General features: G+C 67.3%; 28 protein-coding genes. 24 read left to right on the forward strand and 4 right to left on the reverse strand.

All coding sequences use genetic code 11. The features are described 5' to 3' along the window. Positions 1-9 precede the first annotated feature (9 nt). The 19 genes from HP507_RS06495 (at position 10) to HP507_RS06585 (ending at position 14,685) form a co-directional block, all read left to right on the forward strand. The gene (locus HP507_RS06495) at positions 10-360 is read left to right on the forward strand and encodes an NADH-quinone oxidoreductase subunit A (RefSeq protein WP_096897501.1); all 351 of its coding nucleotides are present in this window, start codon (positions 10-12) and stop codon (positions 358-360) included. After that, entirely contained in the window at positions 351-1,469 is a 1,119-nt protein-coding gene (locus tag HP507_RS06500; RefSeq protein WP_146248019.1) for a hypothetical protein, read from the forward strand. Before HP507_RS06495 ends, HP507_RS06500 begins: the two co-directional genes overlap by 10 nt. After that, positions 1,462-2,394 (forward strand): NADH-quinone oxidoreductase subunit H, encoded by a 933-nt coding sequence (locus HP507_RS06505; protein WP_096897499.1) that lies wholly within the window; start codon positions 1,462-1,464, stop codon positions 2,392-2,394. The genes HP507_RS06500 and HP507_RS06505 overlap by 8 nt, the downstream gene beginning before the upstream one ends. Before the next feature lie 5 nt (positions 2,395-2,399). Continuing rightward, positions 2,400-2,957: an NADH-quinone oxidoreductase subunit J gene (locus tag HP507_RS06510; RefSeq protein ID WP_246328680.1), complete on the forward strand. Its 558-nt coding sequence runs from the start codon at positions 2,400-2,402 to the stop codon at positions 2,955-2,957. Further along, complete coding sequence (gene nuoK / locus HP507_RS06515) at positions 2,954-3,256, forward strand: NADH-quinone oxidoreductase subunit NuoK (RefSeq protein ID WP_092091742.1); 303 nt, start codon at positions 2,954-2,956, stop codon at positions 3,254-3,256. Before HP507_RS06510 ends, nuoK begins: the two co-directional genes overlap by 4 nt. Beyond that, positions 3,253-5,082 carry a proton-conducting transporter transmembrane domain-containing protein gene (locus HP507_RS06520; RefSeq protein ID WP_175350999.1) on the forward strand — a complete coding sequence of 610 codons (1,830 nt, stop codon included), beginning with the start codon at positions 3,253-3,255 and terminating at the stop codon, positions 5,080-5,082. The genes nuoK and HP507_RS06520 overlap by 4 nt, the downstream gene beginning before the upstream one ends. Before the next feature lie 17 nt (positions 5,083-5,099). Continuing rightward, complete coding sequence (locus tag HP507_RS06525; RefSeq protein WP_338085233.1) at positions 5,100-6,572, forward strand: complex I subunit 4 family protein; 1,473 nt, start codon at positions 5,100-5,102, stop codon at positions 6,570-6,572. A gap of 2 nt (positions 6,573-6,574) precedes the next feature. Then, positions 6,575-7,948, forward strand: a complete 1,374-nt coding sequence (locus HP507_RS06530) for an NADH-quinone oxidoreductase subunit N (RefSeq protein WP_175351006.1) — start codon at positions 6,575-6,577, stop codon at positions 7,946-7,948. A gap of 381 nt (positions 7,949-8,329) precedes the next feature. Next, positions 8,330-8,791: a DUF4383 domain-containing protein gene (locus HP507_RS06535; RefSeq protein WP_071403812.1), complete on the forward strand. Its 462-nt coding sequence runs from the start codon at positions 8,330-8,332 to the stop codon at positions 8,789-8,791. A gap of 167 nt (positions 8,792-8,958) precedes the next feature. After that, positions 8,959-9,321, forward strand: coding sequence for an ArsR/SmtB family transcription factor (locus tag HP507_RS06540; RefSeq protein WP_271207321.1), 363 nt, complete (start codon positions 8,959-8,961; stop codon positions 9,319-9,321). 200 nt (positions 9,322-9,521) lie between these two features. Beyond that, entirely contained in the window at positions 9,522-10,382 is an 861-nt protein-coding gene (locus HP507_RS06545; RefSeq protein ID WP_217508548.1) for a cation diffusion facilitator family transporter, read from the forward strand. Positions 10,383-10,402: 20 nt separating this feature from the next. After that, entirely contained in the window at positions 10,403-10,690 is a 288-nt protein-coding gene (locus tag HP507_RS06550) for an antibiotic biosynthesis monooxygenase family protein (RefSeq protein WP_111057361.1), read from the forward strand. 498 nt (positions 10,691-11,188) lie between these two features. Next, on the forward strand, positions 11,189-11,515 hold the full coding sequence (locus HP507_RS06555) for a hypothetical protein (RefSeq protein ID WP_175351002.1): 327 nt from the start codon (positions 11,189-11,191) through the stop codon (positions 11,513-11,515). Positions 11,516-12,036: 521 nt separating this feature from the next. Beyond that, positions 12,037-12,306, forward strand: a complete 270-nt coding sequence (locus tag HP507_RS06560; RefSeq protein WP_111057359.1) for a metal-sensitive transcriptional regulator — start codon at positions 12,037-12,039, stop codon at positions 12,304-12,306. Between the two features lie 289 nt (positions 12,307-12,595). Further along, the gene (locus tag HP507_RS06565) at positions 12,596-12,898 is read left to right on the forward strand and encodes a rhodanese-like domain-containing protein (protein WP_175351003.1); all 303 of its coding nucleotides are present in this window, start codon (positions 12,596-12,598) and stop codon (positions 12,896-12,898) included. A gap of 113 nt (positions 12,899-13,011) precedes the next feature. Continuing rightward, complete coding sequence (locus HP507_RS06570; protein WP_333781364.1) at positions 13,012-13,248, forward strand: DsrE family protein; 237 nt, start codon at positions 13,012-13,014, stop codon at positions 13,246-13,248. Continuing rightward, positions 13,248-13,997 (forward strand): sulfite exporter TauE/SafE family protein, encoded by a 750-nt coding sequence (locus tag HP507_RS06575; RefSeq protein ID WP_111057356.1) that lies wholly within the window; start codon positions 13,248-13,250, stop codon positions 13,995-13,997. Before HP507_RS06570 ends, HP507_RS06575 begins: the two co-directional genes overlap by 1 nt. A 246-nt stretch (positions 13,998-14,243) precedes the next feature. Further along, positions 14,244-14,441: a TlpA family protein disulfide reductase gene (locus HP507_RS06580; RefSeq protein ID WP_111057355.1), complete on the forward strand. Its 198-nt coding sequence runs from the start codon at positions 14,244-14,246 to the stop codon at positions 14,439-14,441. Between the two features lie 91 nt (positions 14,442-14,532). Then, the gene (locus HP507_RS06585; protein WP_175351004.1) at positions 14,533-14,685 is read left to right on the forward strand and encodes a hypothetical protein; all 153 of its coding nucleotides are present in this window, start codon (positions 14,533-14,535) and stop codon (positions 14,683-14,685) included. 85 nt (positions 14,686-14,770) lie between these two features. Here the strand turns inward: HP507_RS06585 and trxA are convergent, their stop codons facing one another. Beyond that, complete coding sequence (trxA, locus tag HP507_RS06590) at positions 14,771-15,124, reverse strand: thioredoxin (protein WP_111057354.1); 354 nt, start codon at positions 15,122-15,124, stop codon at positions 14,771-14,773. 285 nt (positions 15,125-15,409) lie between these two features. Here trxA and HP507_RS06595 point away from each other — a divergent pair, with 285 nt between their 5' ends. Next, entirely contained in the window at positions 15,410-16,819 is a 1,410-nt protein-coding gene (locus HP507_RS06595) for an MBL fold metallo-hydrolase (protein WP_111057353.1), read from the forward strand. Positions 16,820-16,967: 148 nt separating this feature from the next. Beyond that, on the forward strand, positions 16,968-17,948 hold the full coding sequence (lgt, locus tag HP507_RS06600) for a prolipoprotein diacylglyceryl transferase (protein WP_271207319.1): 981 nt from the start codon (positions 16,968-16,970) through the stop codon (positions 17,946-17,948). 333 nt (positions 17,949-18,281) lie between these two features. Here lgt and HP507_RS06605 read toward each other — a convergent pair whose 3' ends face one another. After that, a complete protein-coding gene (locus HP507_RS06605; protein WP_111057352.1) occupies positions 18,282-18,746 on the reverse strand; it encodes a DUF2231 domain-containing protein in 465 nt (154 codons plus the stop codon). A 165-nt stretch (positions 18,747-18,911) separates the two neighbouring features. Between HP507_RS06605 and HP507_RS06610 the strand changes: the two genes are divergently transcribed. Next, complete coding sequence (locus HP507_RS06610; RefSeq protein WP_111057378.1) at positions 18,912-19,631, forward strand: VIT1/CCC1 transporter family protein; 720 nt, start codon at positions 18,912-18,914, stop codon at positions 19,629-19,631. Positions 19,632-19,712: 81 nt separating this feature from the next. On the opposite strand, the gene HP507_RS06615 is transcribed toward HP507_RS06610, so the two are convergent. Beyond that, positions 19,713-20,048: a hypothetical protein gene (locus HP507_RS06615; protein WP_146247942.1), complete on the reverse strand. Its 336-nt coding sequence runs from the start codon at positions 20,046-20,048 to the stop codon at positions 19,713-19,715. A gap of 24 nt (positions 20,049-20,072) precedes the next feature. Further along, entirely contained in the window at positions 20,073-21,149 is a 1,077-nt protein-coding gene (locus HP507_RS06620; RefSeq protein ID WP_246328679.1) for a zinc-binding dehydrogenase, read from the reverse strand. A 1,054-nt stretch (positions 21,150-22,203) separates the two neighbouring features. Between HP507_RS06620 and HP507_RS06625 the strand changes: the two genes are divergently transcribed. Then, positions 22,204-22,710, forward strand: a complete 507-nt coding sequence (locus HP507_RS06625; RefSeq protein WP_111057350.1) for a universal stress protein — start codon at positions 22,204-22,206, stop codon at positions 22,708-22,710. Continuing rightward, on the forward strand, positions 22,707-23,069 hold a 363-nt coding region (locus tag HP507_RS06630; RefSeq protein WP_175351005.1), incomplete at its 3' end, for a 2,3-bisphosphoglycerate-dependent phosphoglycerate mutase. The genes HP507_RS06625 and HP507_RS06630, both read left to right, overlap by 4 nt.

A 23,069-nucleotide genomic window follows, 5' to 3' on the forward strand; every position in this document is an offset into this window, starting at 1 on the left:
GGAGATCGAATGTCCGGGTACATCACCATCGGCATCGTGCTCGGCGTCGCACTGCTCGGCATCGCCGCCCTGATGCTGCTGTCTCGAGCGACAGCGGTCGCTCCGATTCGCAAAGACGTGCTGCCGTTCGGGTCCGGGTGGGATCTCCAGGAACACGCGCTCTCGCGCTTCCACACCCGCTGGTACCCAATGACGCTGGTGTTCCTCGCGTTCGACGTGGAAATGCTCTTCATGTACCCGTGGGCTGTCGTTGTCGCGCAGATGGGTGCAGAGGCGGTCATCGAGATGTTCGTCTTCCTCGGGGTTCTCCTGGCGGGTGTCGTCTGGGCCTGGCGGGAAGGAGCGTTCCGATGGGTGTGACCACGGATCGCCGCCGACCGCTGCATGTGCTCCTCGTCGAGGTGCCCGGCAACGGTGCAGCCCGGATTGCACTGGAAGCAGCGGCTGCGTCCGCCGGTCATGTCCTGGCCACCCACCCGGCCGAAAGCGACGTCCTGCTCGTGTGCGGAACCCCCGGACCAGAGATGCGGACGGTCATCGACCGCGTGTGGGATCAGATGCCCTACCCGAAGCACCGGGCGGCACTGACCAGCCCCGACGAAATCGGCACCGTCTTCACGACCGCGCAGGACTCACTCACGGACCGACGTGCACAGCGCTCCGCCGCTCGCGAGGATGGGATCGATGGCCGGCACCTCGCCGAGGACGGCCCCGACCACGAACATCCCAACGACGAGCACCCGGACGACACCGACGAATCGATGCATGAACACGACATGCCCATGGGCGGTCACGACCACATGTCGATGGATCACATGTCGATGAGCGGTCCGGGCGGCTACCCACTCGCCGACGGGGCGGATGATCGGGACGGGCTGGAGATGGACGTGCTGCACCGGCGACTCGGTCCGATCCTGCCGGTCTGGCCAGCTGGCGTGATCCTGGACGTGACGCTCACCGGCGACACCATCACCGACGCCTCCGCCTCGGTGATCGATGTCGACGACCACAAGCGGGGGGAGCCACAGAGCGGCGCGGCCTCCGCGCTCGACCAGGCCGCCCAGATACTCGCCGTCGCCGGATGGGATGCCGTGGCAGCCCGGACGCTCCGCGTACGGGATCTTGCCGTGACCGGCCGCCGGGACCAGGCGCGGGAACGCATTCGGCCGCTGCGCCGCCGGATCGAGCGCTCCGTGATGCTCCGCTGGTCCCTGCGCGGCCTCCAGGTTCGACCCGACATCGACGTCCGCACGGTCCTCCTCACTCGACTCGAGCGCGCAGACGCCGCACTCAACGGACGTCAGTTCGAGCCGGAACCGGCGACGCCGGTAGATGAGATCCCATCCCTGGTTAAAGGACGCGACATCGGCAGCGCCCGCCTCATCATTGCTGCGCTCACCGTGTTTCCCATGCCTCGCGCGGACTCGGCCGATGAGGTCGGCACGACGAGACGGCATCAGCATGGTTGATGTCGGAAACGCCCTCTGGGCACTCGTCCTGCCCGGCGTCGTCCTCGTCCTCGCCATCCTGGCCGCCAGCGGCAACGCCGCCCTGGCAGCACGAGACCGCGGGATACCGGTGCATGTTGGGGTCCTCTCGCCGTTCCGGGAAACCGGCCGGCTCCTCCGCCAACAACGTCGATCCGTGCTCGGCGCGGACTCCCTTCTGTGGCGGATCGGCGGGTCCGGGCTAGCCGTCGCCGCGTTCCTCGCCGCTCTCGCCGTTCCCGTCGGCGCTCTGGTACCACTGGACATTCCGGTCGGCGTGGTGTGGTTCAACGCCGTCGACGTCTCCCTCTGGGCCTTGTGGTGGCTGCTCGGGTGGGGCGGCAACAGCGTGCACCCGCTGATCGGCGGGTACCGGTTCCTGGCGCAGGCCCTGGCGTACGAGATCCCGCTGATGTTCGCCCTGACCGCCCCCGCCATCGGTGCGCAGAGCCTTCGGCTGACCGACGTGGTCGCCGCGCAGCAACCGATCTGGTTCGCCCTGACAATGCCGGTCGCGTTCATCGTCTACTGCGCCTCCGTCACCGCGTTCTCCGCCTGGGGTCCGTTCGCGTTTCCCGCCGGCACAGACATCGCCGGCGGTGTCCTCGGGGAACTCTCCGGCGTCGACCGACTGCTCGTTCTCGCCGGCAGATGGTGTCTGCTCGTGGTCGGCGCCGCATTCGCGGTGCCGATGTTCCTCGGCGGCGGAGCTGGTCCGTTGCTTCCGTCGGCGCTATGGGTGCTGTTGAAGACGTGTTTGCTGCTCGCCGTGTTCTTGCTGCTCGGACACGCGATGCCCGCGATCCGGCCGCAGCGGCTCGCGGAGCTGGGCTGGGTTGTCGTGTTGCCGCTGGTGCTGCTGCAACTGCTGGTCACGTCGGTGCTCGCCGTGATGGGGAAAGGATGACCGGGATGGCAACGATCGTGTTCTGGGTCGCGGCGGTCGTCGCGGTGCTCGCTGCCGCCGCAGTGTTCCGGGTGGACTCGATGGCGCGCGCGACGTACGCGCTGGCGGTGTCGTTCATCGCCGTCGGCGTCACCGTGCTGGTGCTGCACCTGGACTTCATCGGGGTCATCACGATCCTGATGATGGTGATGGAGATGGCCATGATGGCGGTGTTCATGGTCTCCTATATGGGCATGAACCCGGCGCTGATGCCAATGGATATGACCCACAGCAAACGCCCCGCGGCAGTGATCGCGGCCGCCGTGTTCGTCGGCCTCGCCGCAGCCGCGCTCTTCATCCCGTGGCCAGCCCGTGCCGGGACCGCGGCGGCGGACACCACCCGTGCCCTTGGCGAGGCGATCATGAGCTCGAAAATGCTGGTGATGCTGACGATCAGCCCGATCCTGTTCGCCACGATCATCGCCGCCCTCGTCCTGGCGAACCCTCGTGGCCGGTACGACCGGCTCGGGGACGACCTCCAGAATGCCCCCGCTGACCCGGAGCCGGGAGGTGTCGGACGATGACGCTGCAACTCGTTCTGCTCGTCGTGGCTGCGCTGTTCGCCATCGGACTGTACGGCGCGATCTCGCAGCAGGTGGTGGTGATGGTGATGATGGGCATCGAGGTGATGATCAACGCCGTCATCCTCGCCGCCGCCGCGTTCTGGTGGTACCTCGCACCGACGGTCGATGGGCAGGTGCTGCTGCTGGTGATCATCGCGGCGATGACGATCGAGATGGCGATGGGCTTCGCGGTTGCGACGATCCTGCACCGTTCCCGGAACTCCGACATGACCGATTCTGCGACGGACCTCAGCCAGTGAGCGCCGCGCTGATCACCGCCATCATCCTGCCCGCCCTCGTCGGAGCCGCACTGGCGACAGCTGGACGCTTCGCCGAACGGATCGCCGTTCCCGTCAGCCTCTTCACGGCAGCGGTCATGGCGATCGCAGCGACCATTGCAGCCATCACGGGTGCCGAGGTGACCGGCGGGGTGCCTGCGATGCTTGGCGCCCCTGGCCCGGATCTCCGCGTCGACGCGCTGGCCGCTGTCGTCCTGCCGACCGTGGTATGGATCGGATTCCTCGTCCTCGTGTTCGCGACTGCGGACCGGACCCGACCGGCGGCGCGGTTCCACGGGCTGATGCTGCTCTTCCTCGCTGCCGTCGTCGTCACCGTGACCGCAACCGGCCTGCCATTGCTCCTCGCCGCATGGGAGGTGATGGGCGCCACCTCCTACGCGCTCATCGGATTCCGCTGGCAAGACCGGAACCGCGTCGCCGGTGGATTCACCGCGTTCACTGTCACCCGCGCCGGGGACCTCGGCCTGTACCTCGCCGCTGGCGCCGTCGTCGCCGGCGGCGGCTCCTGGTCGCTGACCGCACTGCAGTCGCTGCCAGGCCCCTGGGTGCACGTCGCTGCCGCAGGATTGCTCGCTGCCGGCTTCGGGAAGGCAGCGCAGCTGCCGTTCTCGTTCTGGATCTCCCGCGCCATGGAGGGCCCCAGCGCGGTGAGTGCGCTGCTGCACTCCGCAGCGATGGTCGCCATGGGCGGGTACCTGCTCCTCCGCGTCGAACCGCTCCTGAACGTGACCGGCTGGGCAGGTCCGACGGCGGCGTGGCTGGGCGTCACGACCGCGATCGTCCTCGGTGTCATCGCACTGTCGCAGCGGGACGTGAAGCAGGTCCTCGCCGCGTCGACGGCATCCCAGCTGGGGTTCGTCGTCCTCGCCGCTGGCGTCGGCTCGGTCAGCGGCGGCACCGCGCAGCTCGTCGCACACGCCGCCACGAAAGCGCTGCTGTTCCTCACCGCGGGCGCATGGCTGACGGCCACCGGGACGAAACAATTCACCGGTCTCCGCGGCGTCGCCGCCCGCTGGCCCGCGGTCGGCGTCCTCGCGACCGTCGGTGCGTTGTCGCTGGCCGGCCTGCCACCGTTGTCGCTCTGGTACGCCAAGGACGTCGTCCTCGCCGCAGCATTGGAGGAAGAACCCTGGTTGTATGCGGCGGGCCTGGCCGGAGCGGCACTTGCAGCGGCTTACTCCGCCCGGATCATCGCGCTGCTGTGGCGGCGTGCCGGCACACCGGAAGCGTCCTGGGACGACGAAGAGCGCGGCACCCGGCGGGTGCCACGCCTCGCGGTCGTCCCGATGGTGGTGCTTGCCGTTGCCGCAGCCGGACTTGCGCTTCTCGGCACACCGCTGTTGCATCCGATGCTCGCTCCGCTTTCCGGGACGTCGGTGTCGTGGCCGGAGCTCGCGGCGTCCGGGGCAATCGCGGTGGTCGTGGTCCTGTTGACTCTGTGGCGCACACCCACAGTCCGCAGTGGGATGCACTGGTTCGGGCTGGAGCGGGCAGCCGTTGCCGTCATCGCCACGCCGACACTGCGACTCGCCGCCGCGCTCGCGCGTCTGGACGACCGCTACGGCACGGCAGTCGATCGGTCGGGCCGTGCGCTCGAGCAGACCGCCCGAGCCGCGCGCGCTCTTGATCAGCGTGGCCCCGCCGCCGTGACGGGGTGGATCGGTTCCGCCGTCGCGGTCCTCGGTCGACTGGCTCGGCGACCGCAGACCGGCCAGGTGCACCACTACTACATCGGCGCGACCGTGACCGTCGCTGCCGCAGCTGTCCTGCTCTTGGTCGTGAGGTGATCGTGCTCAGTCTGATCGTGTTCCTTCCCGTTGTCGTCGCGGCGGTCCTCGCCCTGACGCGATCGATGTCCGGACGGGCAGCCGCGTGGGTGTGGCTGATGACGAGCATCGTGGAGCTCGTCCTCGGGGTCCTCGCGTCCATCCCCGGATCCACCGTGTCGGGACTGCGCTGGGAGGAGCGAATTGAGTGGATGCCGAGCGTCGGCACCAGCTACCACCTCGGTGTTGACGGTTTCTCGGCACCATTGCTGCTCCTGACCGACGTCGTGTTCCTCGCCTGCGCGCTCTGGGCGATGCGGGACACTGACCGGCCCCGCCCGCAGGCTGCACTCTTCCTGTCCCTCCAGACCACGTGTCTTGGGGTGTTCGCCGCGCAGGACCTGCTGGTCTTCTTCGTGTTCTTCGACCTGTCCATCGTCGGCATGTACTTCGTGATCGCCGGGTGGGGACACGGCGACCATCAGCGGTCCGCGTTGCGGTTCTTCCTCTACACGTTCCTCGGATCTCTGGCGCTGCTGCTCGGCTTCATTGGCCTTTACCTCGGCTCCGCACCGCACACGTTCGACATGGTCGAGCTCACCCGGAACGGCGTCACCGGCACACCCCTGGCCGCCGGCGCCGTTCTCGCCGCGCTCGTCGTGGGTTTCGCGGTCAAAACCCCCACGGTGCCGTTCCACTCCTGGCTGCCGCCGGCACATACCGACGCACCCGCCATTGGCTCTGTCGTCCTCGCGAGTGTCCTGTTGAAGATGGGCACGTACGGGTTCCTCCGCATCGCGATGCCGATGCTCCCGGACGCGTGGAGGTCCTGGTCCTGGGTGATTGTCATTGTCGGCATCGTGTCCGTGCTGTACGGAGCGCTCGTCGCGCTCGCGCAGACGAACGTGAAGCGGTTGATCGCGTACACATCGGTGAACCACATGGGCTACGTCGTGCTCGCCGTCGGCGCCGCGGGCATGACCGGGGCAACCTCTGCGCAGGCGCACCAGCTGGCGATCACCGGCGCGACCGTGCAGATGGTGTCGCACGGACTCATCACCGGGGCGCTGTTCCTCCTCGCGGGCGTCCTCCACGACCGGCGGGGCAGCTACGAGATCAGCGACTACAGCGGCCTCGCGAAGCCCGCCCCACGGTTCTCCGGACTCTTCGCCATTGCCGCGTTCGCGTCACTCGGGATCCCCGGCTTCAGTGGCTTCATCGCCGAGTTCCAGATCTTCGCCGGCAGCATCGGTGCAACAGCAATCGCCGCGATCGCGCTGCCAGGGATCCTCATCACCGCAGCCCTGTTCCTCCGCACCGTGCAGAAGCTGCTCACCGGACCCACGGAACACCTCGCCGACGGATTCACCGACGTCACCGCTCGGGAGACCGTGACGGTCGGGGCGCTCCTGCTGCTCTCCCTGGCGATTGGTGTGGTACCCGGACCGTTGCTGCAGCTCATCGCTCCCGCCGCCCGACAGCTCGCCGCACTGGTCGGAGGTCCCGCGTGAACATGAACTACGGCGCGCTCCTGCCGGAGATCATCATGATGGGCGGCGCGATCGTCGCGCTCCTCGGCGGCAGCTTCCTGCCCCGACGCAGGCAGGCGCTCGTGACCTGGTTCGCGATCGCCGTGGCGTGCGGCAGCGCCGCTACGGCCGCCGTGAGCACCCGACCACCGACCGTCTTCAGTGACAGCTACGCGCTCGACAACGCGACAACGACGATCAGGATCCTCGTACCGTTGGCGACCGCGGTCGTGATGCTCATCGGGCGACAGGAGTTCCGTGGCTCGGCTCGGGAGAGTGAGACCGCGTCGCTGCTGCTCCTCGCGGCACTCGGCACGGTCGTCCTCGCCGGCGCCAACGACCTGCTCATCGTCGCCACCGGGTTCCTCCTAGCGACCGTGCCGCTCTACGCGTTGATCGGACTGTCCCGATCCCCGGCCGCAGCCGAAGCGACCATAAAGACGTACCTGCTGGGCGCGATCTTCGGCGTCGTGATGGTCTTCGGCATCACCGTCCTCGTCGGTGTCGCCGGCGGCAGCACCTACCCTGAGCTCCAACAGGCGCTGCCACACGTGCCGGCGGCAGCGATCGCGCTCGGATTCATCGGGGTCCTCGCCGGCCTGCTATTCAAAGCCGGAGCGGTCCCGGGACATTTCTGGGTTCCGGATGCTGCCGAGGGCGCCGGTATCGGCATTGCCGCGTTCATCACCACCGTCCCGAAGCTCGGGGCGCTGATCGCACTGGCACGCGTCGTCGACGTCATACCCGGCACCGTGAACGCGCCGCTGCTGGTCGGTGTGCTCGCCGCCGCGAGCATGATCCTCGGCACCCTCGCGGCATTCTGGCAACGCAGCGCCCCGCGACTCCTCGGCTGGTCCACGGTTGGCCAGGTCGGGTTCCTGCTGATGCCCGTCGCCGTCATTGGCGCCGAACCGTCGGCGCGCGCCGCCCTGCTGATGTACCTGGTGTTCTACGCCGTGACCAACCTCGCCCTGTTCGCCGCGATAGCCGCGCTTCCGGGCCGCACGACAATCCCCTCCTGGCGCGGAGCGGCGCGGGAACATCCCGTCATCACCAGTGTCGTCCTCGTTGGCCTGCTGAGCCTTGTCGGGACACCGCCAACCGCCGTCTTCGTCGGCAAGCTCGCCGTGTTTACTGCTACTTGGCAGGGCGGGATGCCGTGGCTGGTGGTCATCGCCGCAGCCGTCTCGGTCGCGTCGCTGTTCTACGCACTCCGTTGGGTGTCAGTGGCCTTCCAAGCACCGACGGAACCTCGGCCTCACCCCGCCGCAGTTCAGCTGCAGGCGGTCACCGCCGTGACGCTCGGTGCGCTGGTCATCGTCGCCGTCGCCAGCAGTCCGCCCCTCTTGCAGTTGTGACACTCTTGGCCGCCAAGCTCCTCGTTGCTGCTTGCGGGATGTCGACCGTTGGCAGACTGAACCCTGCCTTCTTCGCGCGCGCCAACAGCGGGGCTTTGGATCGCTTTTGTGCCCAATGTCTTGCCGCGTTCAGCGTGCTCTTAGGCCACGCACTAATGGCTGCTATGGAGCTCCCTCGCGTTTCCCCTTCGATCGTTCAACGGGACGACCCGGGTGAACCGGTGGATGATCAGCCGCGGTATCGGCCACGCCGTCGTCCAAGGTCCCAATGACCGGGTCCTTCTGCAGGGGTTCGGATCGCGCCGCAAACCAGATGCACGTTCACTCCGAACTACCTGGGAAGCACACGCCATCACGGCACCCGTCGGAGGAGACCCCATCATGACCAGCACCGCAGCAACTGCCCGCACCGGGTACGGCCGCACCCTGACTCAGAAGGGCGCCCTCGTCTTCGGAGTCGTGTTCCTCATCGTCGGCATCGCCGGCTTCATCCCCGGACTCACGATGGACATGGGCTCGATGTCCGTCGCCGGCCACGGCTCGATGGCGATGCTCCTCGGCCTGTTCCAGGTGTCCGTCCTGCACAACATCGTGCACCTGCTCTTCGGCATCGTCGGCCTCATCGCCGCCCGCACCGCCGTCGCAGCTCGGCTGTATCTCCTGGTCGGCGGCATCGTCTACGCCGTCCTGTTCATCTACGGCCTGTTCACCGCCGGCATGATGGGCGGCGCGAACTTCGTCCCCCTCAACAGCGCCGACAACTGGCTGCACCTGATCCTCGCCGTCGCGATGATCGTCCTTGGCATCGTGCTGCCTCGAGCCGGTGCCACCCGACGCGCCTGATCGACGCATCAGCCGGTAATGGCCGCGTCCCCGCACTGGGGACGCGGCCATTGCCCGTTCCGGAGCCTCCATCAGTCCTCGGCCTGTGAGCCCGACGGGCACGACGCTCGTCTGCTCTCCGGCGCATCCGGTGGTGCGCAGTCCGCTCCTTCGCCTACTATCTTCGTGTGCACGTAGATAAGCAGCCCTGCGGGCTTAGCCCGGAGTCGGAGTACGTCGAGCTGGCGGTCGAGGTGTTCGCGATGCTCGCGGACGCGACGCGGGTGAAGATCATCCTCGCGCTTCGCAGCGCGGAGGAGATGTCCGTGAACCACCTCGCGGACGTCGTGGACAAGAGCCCGGCCGGGGTGTCGCAGCACCTGGCGAAGCTCCGCTTGGCGCGCATCGTGTCGACGCGTCGTGAGGGCACGACGGTGTTCTACCGGCTGACCGATGAGCACGCGTCGGAGCTCGTCATCGACGCCGTGAAGCAAGCCGAGCACGCGATCGGTGCGGCCCCGCACCACCGTGTTGAGGCGGCAAGCGCGTGAGCAACCACACCCATCAGCACCATAGCTACGAGCACGAGCACGAGCACGAGCACGAGCACGAGCACGAGCACGAGCACGAGCACGAGCACGAGCACGACCACGACCACGACCATAGTCATCCTCATGGTGGTGTGAAGGGGTTCCTCTACGACCTGTTCGTGCCGCACACACACGACGCTGCGGACTCGATCGATGACGCGATGGAGGCCAGTACCGCTGGTGTCCGCGCGCTGAAGATCAGTCTGTTCATCCTGCTCGGCACCACCGTGCTGCAGGCCGTGATCGTCGCGTTCACGGGATCGATCGCGTTGCTGGCCGACACGATCCATAACTTCGCGGACGCGCTGACCGCGGTGCCGCTGTGGATCGCGTTCGTCCTCGGGCGCCGCGTCGCCAACAAGCGCTACACCTACGGGTACGGGCGGGCGGAAGACTTGGCGGGCATGTTCATCGTGTTCGTCGTCGCGCTCTCCGCCGTCGTCGCAGGCTGGCAGGCCATCGACCGGTTCATCCACCCACGCCCAGTCGAGAACCCATGGCTGCTCGTCGCGGCCGGGGTGATCGGATTCGCCGGCAACGAGATCGTCGCGATCTACCGCATCCGAGTCGGTCAGAAGATCGGTTCCGCGGCGCTGGTCGCCGACGGCGTCCACGCTCGTCTCGACGGGTTCACCTCGCTCTCCGTCGTTCTCGGCGCGGTCGGTGTCCTCCTCGGCTTCCCGTTGGCGGATCCCATCATCGGCCTGCTGATCGCGATCTCGATCCTGATGCTGCTGTGGGGAACAGTGAAGTCCATCGGTGCTCGACTCATGGACGCCATCGACCCGGACCTCTACTCCCGCGCCGAGCACGCACTCGAGCACGCCGACGGAGTGCAGGCGGTGCGGGACCTCCGACTCCGCTGGATCGGACACCGCCTGACCGGCTCCGCGACCATCGAGGTCGACACCACCGACCTCAACGCGGCGTCGCACGTCGCGGAGCACGCGTCCGAGCACCTGCACGAAGCGATCGGGAACGTCGACGCGTTCACGATCACTCCGACGAGCCATCACCACTGAGCATCACGAAAGGAAGCAGCATGTCCGTCGTCAAGATCAACGCGATCACCGTCCCCGAGGGCAAGGGGGCGGACCTCGAAGCCCGCTTCGTCGGTCGGAACCACGACGTGGAACAGCAGCCCGGGTTCGAGAGTTTCCAACTGCTCCGCCCCGTGCACGGCGAGAGCCGCTACTTCGTTGTCTCCACCTGGGCAGACGAGGACGCCTACCAGGCGTGGCGGGCCGGGCAGGCCGGCGCGCACCACGGCGGCAGTAACCCGGTCGCCACCGGTGCCGAGCTGCTTGAGTTCGAGACCGTCGTCCTCTGACACGAGGTGCGCTCGGAGCACCCGGGAGAAGCGCGGCACTTCGCCTACTTCTCCCGGGGCCCGGCCGCCATCGACGCGAGCACGAGCTCCGGCGAAGTAGTAGATCGGCACTCGTCAGTGCAAAGGGCTAGCTGAATGTCCGCCGGTCGTGCCAAGATGGTCCTGCGTTCATAGTGCGCGCCCACAGCCGGTCCTCTGGATCGGCTTTTTTCATGCCTGACCGCTCCGCTACTCTGAGACCCGCTCGGCACGCGTCTGCCCGGAATCTCCCCGGTGTCGTATCCGCTCTGTACGCTGACGCTCAAGACAGCACGAGGCTGTCTCCGGCCGGCACTTTCGGGACCGGCTTTTTTCATGCCCTGATCTGACTCGGGCATCCGGGGGAAGCGCTCAACGCTCCTGCCCGCCGTCGCACCTTGTTGCGCGTCGGCACTCTCATGCCCCCACCCGAAGCCGGGTGGGTTCTGGCCGCATCTGGCCAACCCCGAAGGAGGCATCATGCCCATCGCCGACACGGTGGACATGCTGATGGCATCCGGTGGTACCGCTGCCCTGACTGGCGTCATCGCCGTCGTCGGTGGCGTGCTCAGTGTCGTCCTGTCTAAGCAGGTCGTCGCACTGATCCAGCACGTCATCGATGTCATCGACGACCGCACGCTGGCCAGGGATCCCGAGCGCGCTCGCATCGTCGCAGAACTACGTCGAGCACGCCGCGGAACAGAAGTAACCGCCGGTTCAAAAAGCCGTCCCTCATTCGGTCAGGAGAGCTCCGTTGGTGAGGAGCTTCGTTCGGTGTCGTCGTTTTCGCTCCACTCCGCGTCGTGATCTCGTTCTGGCAGGCAATCGACGTCGTTTCGGCAGCGATCAGCAGGTTGGCCCGTGACCGGCACGTTCGTCGCGACGCGTGCGCCGCACGAGGAGCACAGCGATGTATCCGCCGGCAAGGGCAGCGATGACTTGCAGCGCGCTGACCGCCCCGCCGAGGCCCTGCAGGAGTGCGCCGATGGGGTCCTTTTCATTGACGGGTGCTGCGGCGATGAGGACGAGTGCGACTGCCAGGAATGGTCCGCGAAGGCGGCACGCTGCGGGCCTGCCCCATCGCGGTGTGAGACGGATCGCCAACGCGATCAGTGCCAGGGTGCCGCTGACTGCAACAGCCCACAGACCAAGTGGCGTCCCCACTTGCCTGGCCCATATTCCCGCCGCGACAACCGCCAGCGCGATGGCAATCCAACGCCAGGCGCGACGCGGCCGCACTCTCCTGCGCTTGGCTTCCCAGGTTCGACAACTTGTCACAGCGATACCTCCGGGGGTATCCTAAAGGTGTTGAGCGAGAGGAACTTCCGATGAGCGTTGCTGTGGATGCCACCCAGAAGCCGGTCTTGAATCGTCTGCGCCGTGCGCGTGGGCAGTTGAACGCGGTGATCGACGCCATCGAGAACGGCGGCAAGTGCCGTGACGTGGTGATCCAGCTCGCAGCCGTGTCCAGTGCGCTTGATCGTGCCGGATTCCAGATCATCTCGACTGCGATGCAGAAGTGCGTCACTGATGAGCAGGACGAGTCCGACCCGATGACGGTGGCGGAGCTCGAGAAGCTCTTCATGACCCTCGCCTGACCATTCAGGCCGGTCGTTCATCGACCCCGCCTGGATTAGTACCTAATCCGCTCGCGGCCGCCTGCTGGTCGCGAGCCTCATCGGTGTGCCCCGCGGGGCCCGAGCAGAAGGAGTCGACCATGTGTCGTGCAGTGACGTGCAAGAAGTGCGGGAAGGCGTCGTGGGCCGGTTGCGGCCAGCACGTGGACCAGGTGATGCGAGGTGTTCCAAAGTCGCAGCGATGCCAGGGGCACCAGAACGAACCGTCTTCGGGCGGGTTCTTCTCCCGCCTGTTCGGGAAGGCCTGATCATGGCGATCCCGGAGGTGTCGGTCGATGACCTCGACGTCCTCGTGGACCGGACGGTCCTCGATGTGCGGGAGCCGGATGAGTACGCCACAGGGCATGTTCCTGGCGCGCGGAACGTGCCGTTGGCGAGTGTGTGGGAGCGCGCTGACGAGCTGCGCACGGCCGGGCCGGTGCACGTGATCTGTCAGAGCGGTCGGCGCAGCGCGCAAGCCACGGAAGTGCTGTGGGCAGCGGGTGTTGAGGCGGTCAACGTGGTCGGTGGGACGTCGGCGTGGGTTGCGGCGGGGAAGCCGGTCGAGCACTGATGGAGCACCGGCATCAGCTCCTGATTCACGCGTTCGCGGAGGAGCCGGGTGTCCTCACGGCTGCGTTGCGAGTCGCCCGGCGCGCAGTGCAAAGCCTCGGATCAGACACGAGCGTGCAGGTCATCGTGCAGGGCGGCGCGGTTCGCGGGCTGGTGACGGATAGTGCGCATCTGGATGATCTGCTGACCACGATCGCTGGGTCCGGTGTCGACGTGTTGGCGTGTGCGAACAGCATGGAGCGTGTCGGTGTCGCAGCTGAGGCGCTATTGCCTGATGTGGGGACGGTGCCGGCGGCGGTGACGTACTTGACGCAGCAGCAGTGGGCTGGCGCTGCGTACGTGCGGATCTGATGCTGATCGGTGTCGCCGCGTTCGGGCTCTTCGTGGGCGCGGTCCTCGGCCTGGTCGGCGCGGGTGGCGCGATCATCGCCGTCCCGGCGCTGGTGTACGTGATCGGGGTGCCGGTCACGGAAGCGATGTCCACGTCGCTGGTGATGGCGGCGAGCTCCTCCGTCGCAGCTGTCCTCCCGAGGCTGCGGCACGGTATCAAGTGGCGAATTGCTGCGACGGTCGGTGCTGTCGGGATCCCGGCAGCGTTTCTCGGTACCGCGGTGAACGCGGCGCTGCCGCAACACGTGGTGCTCCTCGCGTTCGCGGCGTTGATGATCGCCGCGGGCGTCCAGATGCTCCGGCCCCGCCCGACCGCATCGGGCGAGCTCCTCGCGAGGGGTCGGTGGGTGTGGCGGGGGCTCCTGGTCGGCGTCGGGGTCGGGTTCCTCACGGGACTGCTCGGTGTCGGCGGCGGCTTCATCATCGTGCCGGCGCTGGTGCTGCTGCTGAACCTGCCGATTGGTGCCGCAATCGGCACCTCCCTGGTGATCACGATCGTCAACTCCATCGGCGGCGTCGCCGCGCACGCCGGGTCAGGATTTGTGGACTGGCCCCTGACGATCGCGTTCGCCGTCCCCGCGTTCGCAGCTTCCCTGATCGCGGCACGCTTCGCTGCCCGCATCAGCGGTAAGGCCCTGCAACGGGTGTTCGCAGCTCTCGTCCTCGCGATCGCCGTCCTCACCGTCGTCCGCACCGTGCTGACATGGTGAGCATGGGCCGTCGCATCATCCCCGGAGCGGCCCTGCTCACGGCGGTCGGGTTGCCCGCGGGATGCGCTCCAAGCGATGAGCTTGCCGTGCAGTACGGCGCCGGCGCCGGCGCTGGCGCCGAGGCGTTGGGGCAGCATCAGGTGATGACCCGGATCCCTGTTCCGGAGCGGGGCGCACCGGTCATGTTCTCCGCCCCGGAGGTGGGTGAGGAACCATCGACGCGGCGGCGTTCCCGCCCGGCGGTTCGTGGCCCAGCACGACGTCCCGTACCCGAATGTCCTCGATGCACGGGACGCGCCGGTCCGGACCGCCTTGCAGCGCTCGATCACAGCGAACGCGACCCCCACCACGGTGATCCTGGACCAGGACGGGCGCGTTGCCGCACGCATCCTCGGCGCCGCGACCAGCACCCAGCCCATCACCGCGATCGCCGCCGCATCATGACCGCGTTCTGACACCGCCCGCCAGTAACGCACGCCGGACCATCAACGCCGGACCGCCAGTGCGGCGACCTTCATCAGATCAGGAGCGCACCATGTCCAACCCTTCCCGTCACGACAGCGACGTCGTCGGTGTCACCCGCGGATCCCTGATCACGCTCGCGGTTGGCGCCGCGGTCTTCGCGGCTTCAATTGCCGCTGCCGGCACCATCTGCTTCGCCTGCTTCAATCCGGCTTTCCCCAGCTGAGCGAAGCCGGGGCCGCTGCACAAAAGAGGGGCTGCAATCCGACGCAATCGGATTCCAGCCCCTCTCGTTTGCTCACCTCGTCTGGTCAGGCGGTGGGCTCGGACGCCGGCTGTGCTGGCTCGAGGGCGCGGACTTGCGCGATGAGGTCCTCGAGCGCCGGCGCGGGCAGTGCGCCGGCTTGCCGGAACACCAGTTGCCCATCACGGAACGCCATCAGTGTCGGGATCGCTGTGATCCCCGCCGCTGCAGCGAGATCCTGCTCAGCCTCCGTGTCGACCTTGCAGAAGGTTACGTCCGCGTGCGTCTGGGATGCCTGCTCGAAGATCGGCGCGAACATCTTGCAGGGCCCGCACCACGAGGCCCAGAAGTCGACCAGCACGATGCCGCCGCCCTCGATCACCGGCTGCAACGTCGCCGCGGTCACCGCCTGCACGCTCACGCTGCGACCTCCTCATCGTGGCCCGGGCAGCGCTGCGCCGCCGGGACGTCCCACAGGGCGTCCTCGACGTGCTGGCCGCAGCCACCCCACGTCTCTTTCCCGCACTCGTCGCAGGTCACTCGAAAGCACATCACGGCTCCTTTCCGCTCGCCAAGATACCCCTAGGGGTATCATCAGGCAAGACTCCCGCGTGCAGCCGGTCGTCGAGCGCCTTATCTCGACAGGGTGGACAACATGATACCCCTGGGGGTATCGTCTGATTGGTTCCGATCGAAAGGGGAAGTCATGCTGCTGGAACGCTTCTACGACGAGGACCTCGCGCAGGCGAGCTACCTCATCGGATGTCAGGCCACTGGAGAAGCGGTGGTCGTGGACCCGCGCCGCGAGGTGCAGGTCTACCTCGACACCGCCGCGAAGAACGGCATGCGGATCGTCGCGGTCACCGAGACCCACATCCACGCCGACTACCTCTCCGGCACCCGCGAGCTCGCCCACGTCACCGGCGCCGAGGCGTACGTGTCGGGGGAGGGCGGCGTCGACTGGCAGTACGGGTTCGATGCGACCCGACTGTTCGACGGCGACGTCATCCAGGTCGGTAACATCCGGCTCGCCGCTCGGCACACGCCCGGCCACACTCCCGAGCACCTGGTGTTTCTCGTCACCGACGGTGCACTCACCGATGACCCGGGCTACCTCCTCTCCGGCGACTTCGTCTTCGTCGGCGACCTCGGCCGACCGGACCTTCTCGACGAAGCAGCAGGCGGTAAGGACACCCGCTTCCAGGGGGCGCAGGACCTCTTCGACAGCCTCAAGAACGTGTTGCTGGCGCTACCGGACCACGTGCAGATCCACCCCGCGCACGGCGCTGGGAGCGCCTGCGGGAAGGCGCTCGGGGCGATTGCGTCAACCACTGTCGGCTACGAACGCCTCTACACGTGGTGGGGTCCCTACCTTGCCGCCGACGACCGCGACGGGTTCGTCCGGGAACTCCTCGACGGCCAGCCCGACGCGCACGCCTACTTCGCCCGCATGAAGCGCGAGAACCGCGACGGCCCCGCTGTCCTCGGCCCGCTCCCGAACCTCGAAGCCGTCACCGCGCAGGATGCTGCCGCCCGTGCCGCCGATGGCGACGCGGTCCTGGTTGACACGCGTGCCGCTGCGGATGTTCGGGCCGGCACCGTGCCCGGCGCTCTCGCGATCCCCGCAACCGGCAAGACGGCCGCCTGGGGTGCATGGGCGATCGACCCCGAACGCGAGCAGCGGCCACTCCTGCTGCTCGTGGAGGACCACGAGCAGGCTGAGCACGTGCGGGACCACCTGATCCGCGTCGGCATCGACACCACCGCCGGCTACTTCACCTCCCTCGACGGCATCGAGACAGCACCATCCGAGACGATTGCACCGGACCAGATCGCGGACCTCGACGAACCGTTCCTCCTCGATGTGCGGGAGATGAGCGAGTACCACGCCGGCCACATCCCCGGCGCCACGCGCATCGGCGCGGGCCGTGTGCTTTGGGAAACCAGCCGGCTCCCGAGGGACCGCACGATCGTCAGCTACTGCCAGAGCGGCGCCCGCAACATCGTCGCCGCGCAGGCGCTGCGCCGTGCAGGATTCCCGGTCATCGAGGTCGATGGCAGCTACCTCGGCTACGCCCGCATGCAACAGCACGCCAACGCCGGAGCGGAACGGTAGGCGCACCCGACATTCAGCATCCGGTACCAGGCAGCCCCTCAGCTCTGACCCGCAACGGCGTCAGGGCTGAGGGGTTCTGTCGTGTGCGGAGCGCTTCGTCGCCGGTCTGCCGTCGAGGCGTGGTTGCTGCCGTACGGTGTCGAATCGTGTGCCGGCGCGCAGCACGACAGACTGGACGGTGGTGCGCCGAGGGCTGGTTAGCCCTGCAACTGACTGGGTGCGCCGGAACGGAGGTGCTGTGATCCTGGCTGCTGGCATTCCGAGCCCACCCGTTAACGGGTTCGCGATCGGACCGTTCGAGGTGCACTACTACGCACTGTGCATCCTCGTGGGCGTCGTCATCGCCTCCTGGGTCACCACAGCCCGACTCCGAGCCGTCGGCATCAACGGCGGCACCGTGATCGACATCGCGATCTGGGCCGTCCCGATCGCGCTCGTCGGCGGGCGGCTTTACCACGTGTTCACCCACCCCGGGGACTACTTCTTCCCCGGCGCGAACCTGTGGAACGTGATCGCGATCTGGGAGGGCGGACTTGCGATTTACGGCAGCATCCTCGCCGGCGTCCTCGGCGTCTGGATCGGCTGCCGCCGCACGAACACCCCGTTCGTTGCCCTCGTCGACGCGCTCGCGCCAGGGATGCTCTTCGCGCAAGCGTTCGGCCGTCTCGGCAACTACTTCAACCAGGAACTCTTCGGCGACCGCACCACCCTGCCCTGGGGACTGCAGATCCACACCAGCAGCCCAGCGTTCCCCGCAGGACTACCCGCCGACACCCTGTTCCAGCCACTCTTCCTCTACGAGCTGCTCTGGGACGCAGCCGGCGGTGCGCTGATTCTGCTGCTTGGCAAGCGCCTTCGACTGCCGCGGGGTGTTCCGATCGGGCTGTACTTCCTCTGGTACGGCGCCGGGCGCGCGTACCTCGAGACTCAGCGCCTCGACCCCACCGAGTTGGTCCTTGCGGGCATGAAGTTCAACACCATTGCCGCGATCACGTCCGCACTCGTCGGACTCGTCATCGTTCTCCTCGCCGTTCGGCGATCGCGACGACTGAATGACGGTTCTGGCCTGCTCATCGATGCAGCAGGCAAGAGCGCCAAGCCGCAGCCCGCGGACCACTCTCTGCGATGAGAGGGCCGCGCCCCGAGTAGCCAACTCGCGCGGAAGCATCATCGCCGGACGGTTCGCAGCCGGTTCGGGTCCTAGCCTGACGAGCTCTGGCTGAGGTCAACGGGCCCCGCTGACGGTGAGGATTGGCACTGTGGTGTGATCGGAACCGCACGGACGCCCAGGGGTAGGGAGGGACGCTGGTCCGATGTTCCTGCAGGTCGGTTTCGAATCAGACACGGATGCGCTCGCGTGGCTGCGCGACGGCTTCGAACCAGAGACGCCCATGGCAGCCCCTGGTTCGCACCAGCCGGACGATCACGCGTGACGCTGGCGCGCCGGGATTGAGCTGGAGGATCAGTCCGTCCAGACCGATGTTGCTCCGGCGTGGCCGATGATGATGACCTCGATCATCGAGACGACCCCAACGACGATCAGCAGCACCGGCCCGATGATGTTGATCGCGCGGACGGCGCCACGACCGGCGATGCGGTCGGTGCCGTACCGGTGCCACGCCCACCAGAGCACCAGAAACGCAAACACGGCGACCGACCACGGGAGCATCCCGTCAGCGAGTTCCGTGTGTCGTTCTAGGAGCGCAGTCTCCTTCTCCCGGTGCTCCAACCACTCACCTGACTGCGTCGCCAACGGCACGGACGCCAGCGCGACCAGGCCGATGATGGGCGCTCCGACAGCGAGCCAACGGCGCGCCCGCGGCCACACAGCGACGATGATTGCGGTGAGTGCTGCGACGGGAACCGCGACGGAGGTGAGGTGGACGAAGAGGGGATGCAGCGGGATCCCGCCGAACTGCCAGTCCATGGTGGCCTTTCACGGTCATCGGACGTGCCGAACGTCACGTCGGCAACTGTGCTTACTCAACCGGACGCCTCGCGGAACGGCCATACCCCCGCCGGTGTGACGTGAAATGGCTTCGTACGAGTTCTCACGTGAACGGCCCAGTCCGGGCCTGGTTCGCTGGTGGTCATGAGCCCTTCCGAGCCGCATGTCGGCGAAGCACACGTCGGGGATCTGTCGTCCCGTCTGAACTGGTTGCGCGCCGGTGTCCTCGGCGCGAATGACGGGATCGTATCGACTGCGTCGATCGTGGTCGGCGTTGCTGGCGCGTCGACGTCCGGCGCCGCGATCGCAACGGCTGGTGTTGCTGCCCTGGTTGGTGGTGCGATCTCGATGGCGCTCGGCGAGTACGTGTCGGTCAGTAGCCAGAGCGACAGCCAACGTGCGCTTATCGAGAAGGAACGCACCGAGCTGCGTGACGACCCGGAAACGGAACTCGAGGAACTCACGCAGCTCTGGCAGCAGCGCGGCTTGCAGCGTTCGACCGCCGCGCAGGTGGCTGCCGAACTCACCGAACGCGACCCGTTGGCAGCGCACCTGTCTACGGAACTCGGCATCGACGAGGACGCGGTCGTCAGTCCATGGCATGCCGCGTTCGCATCCGCAGGGGCGTTCGCGGTCGGTGCGATCCTGCCGCTGCTGGCGATCCTGCTACCGCCGGAGAGCATCCGGGTGCCGGTCACGTTCATCGTGGTCCTGATCGCACTCGCCCTCACCGGCGCGACCGGCGCGAAGATCGGCGGCGGCTCCATCCCCCGCGCCACAATCCGTGTCCTCATCGGCGGCGCACTCGCCCTCGCAGCGACCTTCATCATCGGCTCGCTCCTTGGCACCTCAGGAGCCGTCTAACACTGATCGTGCATCGAGGCACCACACTCCCACGCGACAGCCGCCGTGGAGGGCTCACGTCGACCTGATGATGAACCCGAATCATCGTGAGGTCGACGCCAGCTGCTCAGTCGAATAAGCGCAGTCGCCGTCGCCGTCGGATCCGGCACGGTGCCACGGCGGAGCTCCAGGTATGTCGAGGGCAGCGGCCATCACGCCGACGGCGGCGGCATGAGTGAGCGCCGCGATTCGCGCGTCGCGTTCGCGCTGCTGTGCACTCGACCCTGTCGCGCTGGGGAGCACCTGCCAGCCGGGTGGTAGCTGCCTTGAGACAGCGGCGGCAGCGGTGTCGACATCACGATCGACGCAGGTGAGCGGGACGGCGTTCTCCTGCGAGTCGCCGATCCGGGCGACCATGACGACCACCTGCACACTCATCACAGCAGTGTCACACGTTGCCAATCACGGGTGGTGGTGTCGGACGGTGAGCACGATGTTGCCGAACCGGCCCGGACGTTGGAACGCGCGTTGTGCGTCGGCGATCTGGTCGAGCGGGAACGTTTCGGCGACCAGCGGTCGGAGTTCGTCATGCTCGATTGCTGAGATGACCTGGGGAAACACATCGTCGGCCCAGGACGTTGTGCCGACGAGGCGGATGTCTCGAAGGTAGAGGCGGCGCAGGTCCAGCTCGACGATCGGCCCCGCGATCGCTCCGGATGTGACATAGGTGCCGCCGGAGACGAGCGCTTCGAGCACCGAACTGAATCCGGGACCAGCGACGTTGTCGATGACGACGTCGACGCGCAGGTCCCCGAGCGCTTCGATGAGGTCGGCGTCCCGATCGATGACGTCGGTGACGCCGAGATCACGCAGCGGTGCATGCTTCGATGCACTGGCGACAGCCACCACGTCAGCGCCACGACGAAGCGCAAGCTGGACCGCGGCTGACCCCACACCGCCCGCAGCGCCCGTGACGAGGACCCTGCTGCCCCGTCCGATGCCGGTGCGTTCGACCATGTTCTCCGCCGTGCCCGAAGAACACGGGATCGATGCCAGCTCCACGTCTGTCCAATTGGAATCAACGGGGAACGTTTCGGCGGCGGGTACGACCGTGTACTCCGCGAACGCACCGTCGCGGTCCGACCCAAACCACAGCGGTACCCCATTCCGGCGTTGGGTCAGCATGCACGAGCGCACGAGAACGCGGCGCCCCTGCAAGGTCGGCGCCACACCAGCGCCGACGGCTACGACAGTGCCGCAGCCATCGGCGCCTTGGATCAGTGGGAAGACCGTCGCTCCGTTGTACCCACCTGGCTGCTTCGCGCTGATCGGATGCGCATCCGCGGTGCCGCTGCGGACATCACGGCTGTACCAACCGAGCCGCGTATTGATGTCCGTGTTGTTCACTCCCGCTGCGCTGACACGGATCAGCACTTCCTCCGACCCGACAGGAGGAACCGGGACCTGCGTGACCTGCACCATCTCGGGACCACCAATACCGGTCGTCACGACGGCACGCATTGTCTGCAGCTCCGTCATGCTCCACTCCCTACCGGATGTAGTTGCGGATACCCATCGATCAGAGCCTGCGGAGCTGCGGCCGGTGGGGCGCTCTCTGTGGGCGGAGTCGAATCGTCGTAGCGGAGGAACACGACGATCCGATCGTTCGCTTGCCCGACGAAGAGCCCAACGGCACCGTCCTCCCACCCGGACAGATTCGTTGCCCCGGTGCTCTGCAACGCATCCGTCGCCCTCCCGGTGAGCGCTGGAATAGACCCCTTCGGGGCGCTGGGCCGGTCAGCACCCGCGGGCAGGCGAACGAGCGCGGACACGAATCGGCCGTTCCGAGACGCCGATGACCGTAGCCGTTCCGTACCCTGCGGCAGAGTGATACCAGTTCGGGCTTCCACCGTGCTCAGCGGAGTCGCCGTGCACAGCCCGATGCGTAGGCAGTCTCCAAGGGGTCCCGGGTGCGCTGCCCGAGCGACGATCACCCATCCACCGCCGGTGAGCACCGCGACGAGGAGTGCGGACAATGCGGCGAACGCCACCATCAGCTGCACCACTGCGGCGGTCCGGGCCGTAGCCTCACGTCCCACCACGTGTTGAACTGGGGGGAGCTGCTGCACCCGTTCGAGCTCTCGGGCAGCAGCACGAGTGAGGTCAGGCAGAGGCGTGCGTGTTTCTTGGAGTGCGGCGCCTGGCGGGAGCGGTTCGACGGCCAGTGACGAGTCGCGGTGGAACCCACGCATGACAACGGCCCGCGCGGTCGCCTCCATGACGGTCGGCGCCTCGATGGCAACGACGCGTCCTGACTGGCTGACTCGAAACACGGGCATCCCACAACCCTCGCCGTTCCGCCGGAGCTGTGCGGCGACTGATACAGAAACGAAACACAGACACTGAGCTCGCTTTCTCGGCATCGCGACACCTGACGGCGAAGAAGATACGTACGCGCCGCCGCTCGCTGGTGCATACTGGTGGAGTCTTCGGACCCGGCAGTGGGGCTTGCCGAACCCAACCTCGACACTCGTCGACAACAGTCCCTATCTCAGCTGGTCGCGCTTGTGCGCGCCTGAGGTAGGGAGACGACATGGGACAAGCAGCATCGGACGGCCCGGTCGTCGTCGGCGTGCAGGCTGGTCAGGTACGCGACGTCGTCACGGTCGCAGCGCAGATCGCGGAACGCTTCTCTGTTCCTCTCGTATGCGTGACCGTCGACCCGGCGCTCCTGTCAGCCGGGAACCGAGCGGACGGGTCCGAGATCATCGAACCGATCGATCCAGACTCGGCGGACGCCAGGCCGACGGATCTTCCTGACGCGGATCGGGCAGTCATCGACCAGATCGCCGCTGTCCATTCAGCCGAAGTCACGGTGCTGACGAAGGTCGGCGATCCCGGGCGCGCACTGGCCGCGGTCGCCGAAGAGCACGACGCGTTGATGATCGTGGTCGGTACCCAGACCGGTCGGCGGCGGATCACGGAGTTCTTCAACGGGTTGGTCGCGGCGCGGCTTGCGCATCAGCAGCACCGTCCCGTTCTCGTGGTCCCCGTGGACCCGGTGGGGTTCGATGACCCGCTTCCGTGGGATGCGTCGTGAGTGGCGCACTGGTGCTCCTTCGGCACGGTGAGAGCACCACGAACCAGGCCGGGACCTTCACCGGCCTGGTCGACGTGCTCCTCACCGCTCGCGGTGAGGAGCAGGCCCGACAAGCCGGCCGGCTTCTCGCCGCGCACCACGTGATCCCGGACCTGATCCTCACGTCGACGTTGCAGCGCGCCGTCCACACCGCGGACCTCGTCAGCGACGTCCTCGGCCGGGACATCCCGACCACCGCGGTGTGGGAGTTGAACGAGCGGAACTTCGGCGCGCTCACCGGGATGACCAAGGCGGCATCCCTCGCTGCGCTTGGGGACGCCGAGTACCTGCGGCTGCGCCGTTCCCGAGACGGCCGACCA

It is taken from the genome of Curtobacterium pusillum, assembly GCF_013359865.1.
Taxonomy (GTDB): domain Bacteria; phylum Actinomycetota; class Actinomycetes; order Actinomycetales; family Microbacteriaceae; genus Curtobacterium; species Curtobacterium pusillum.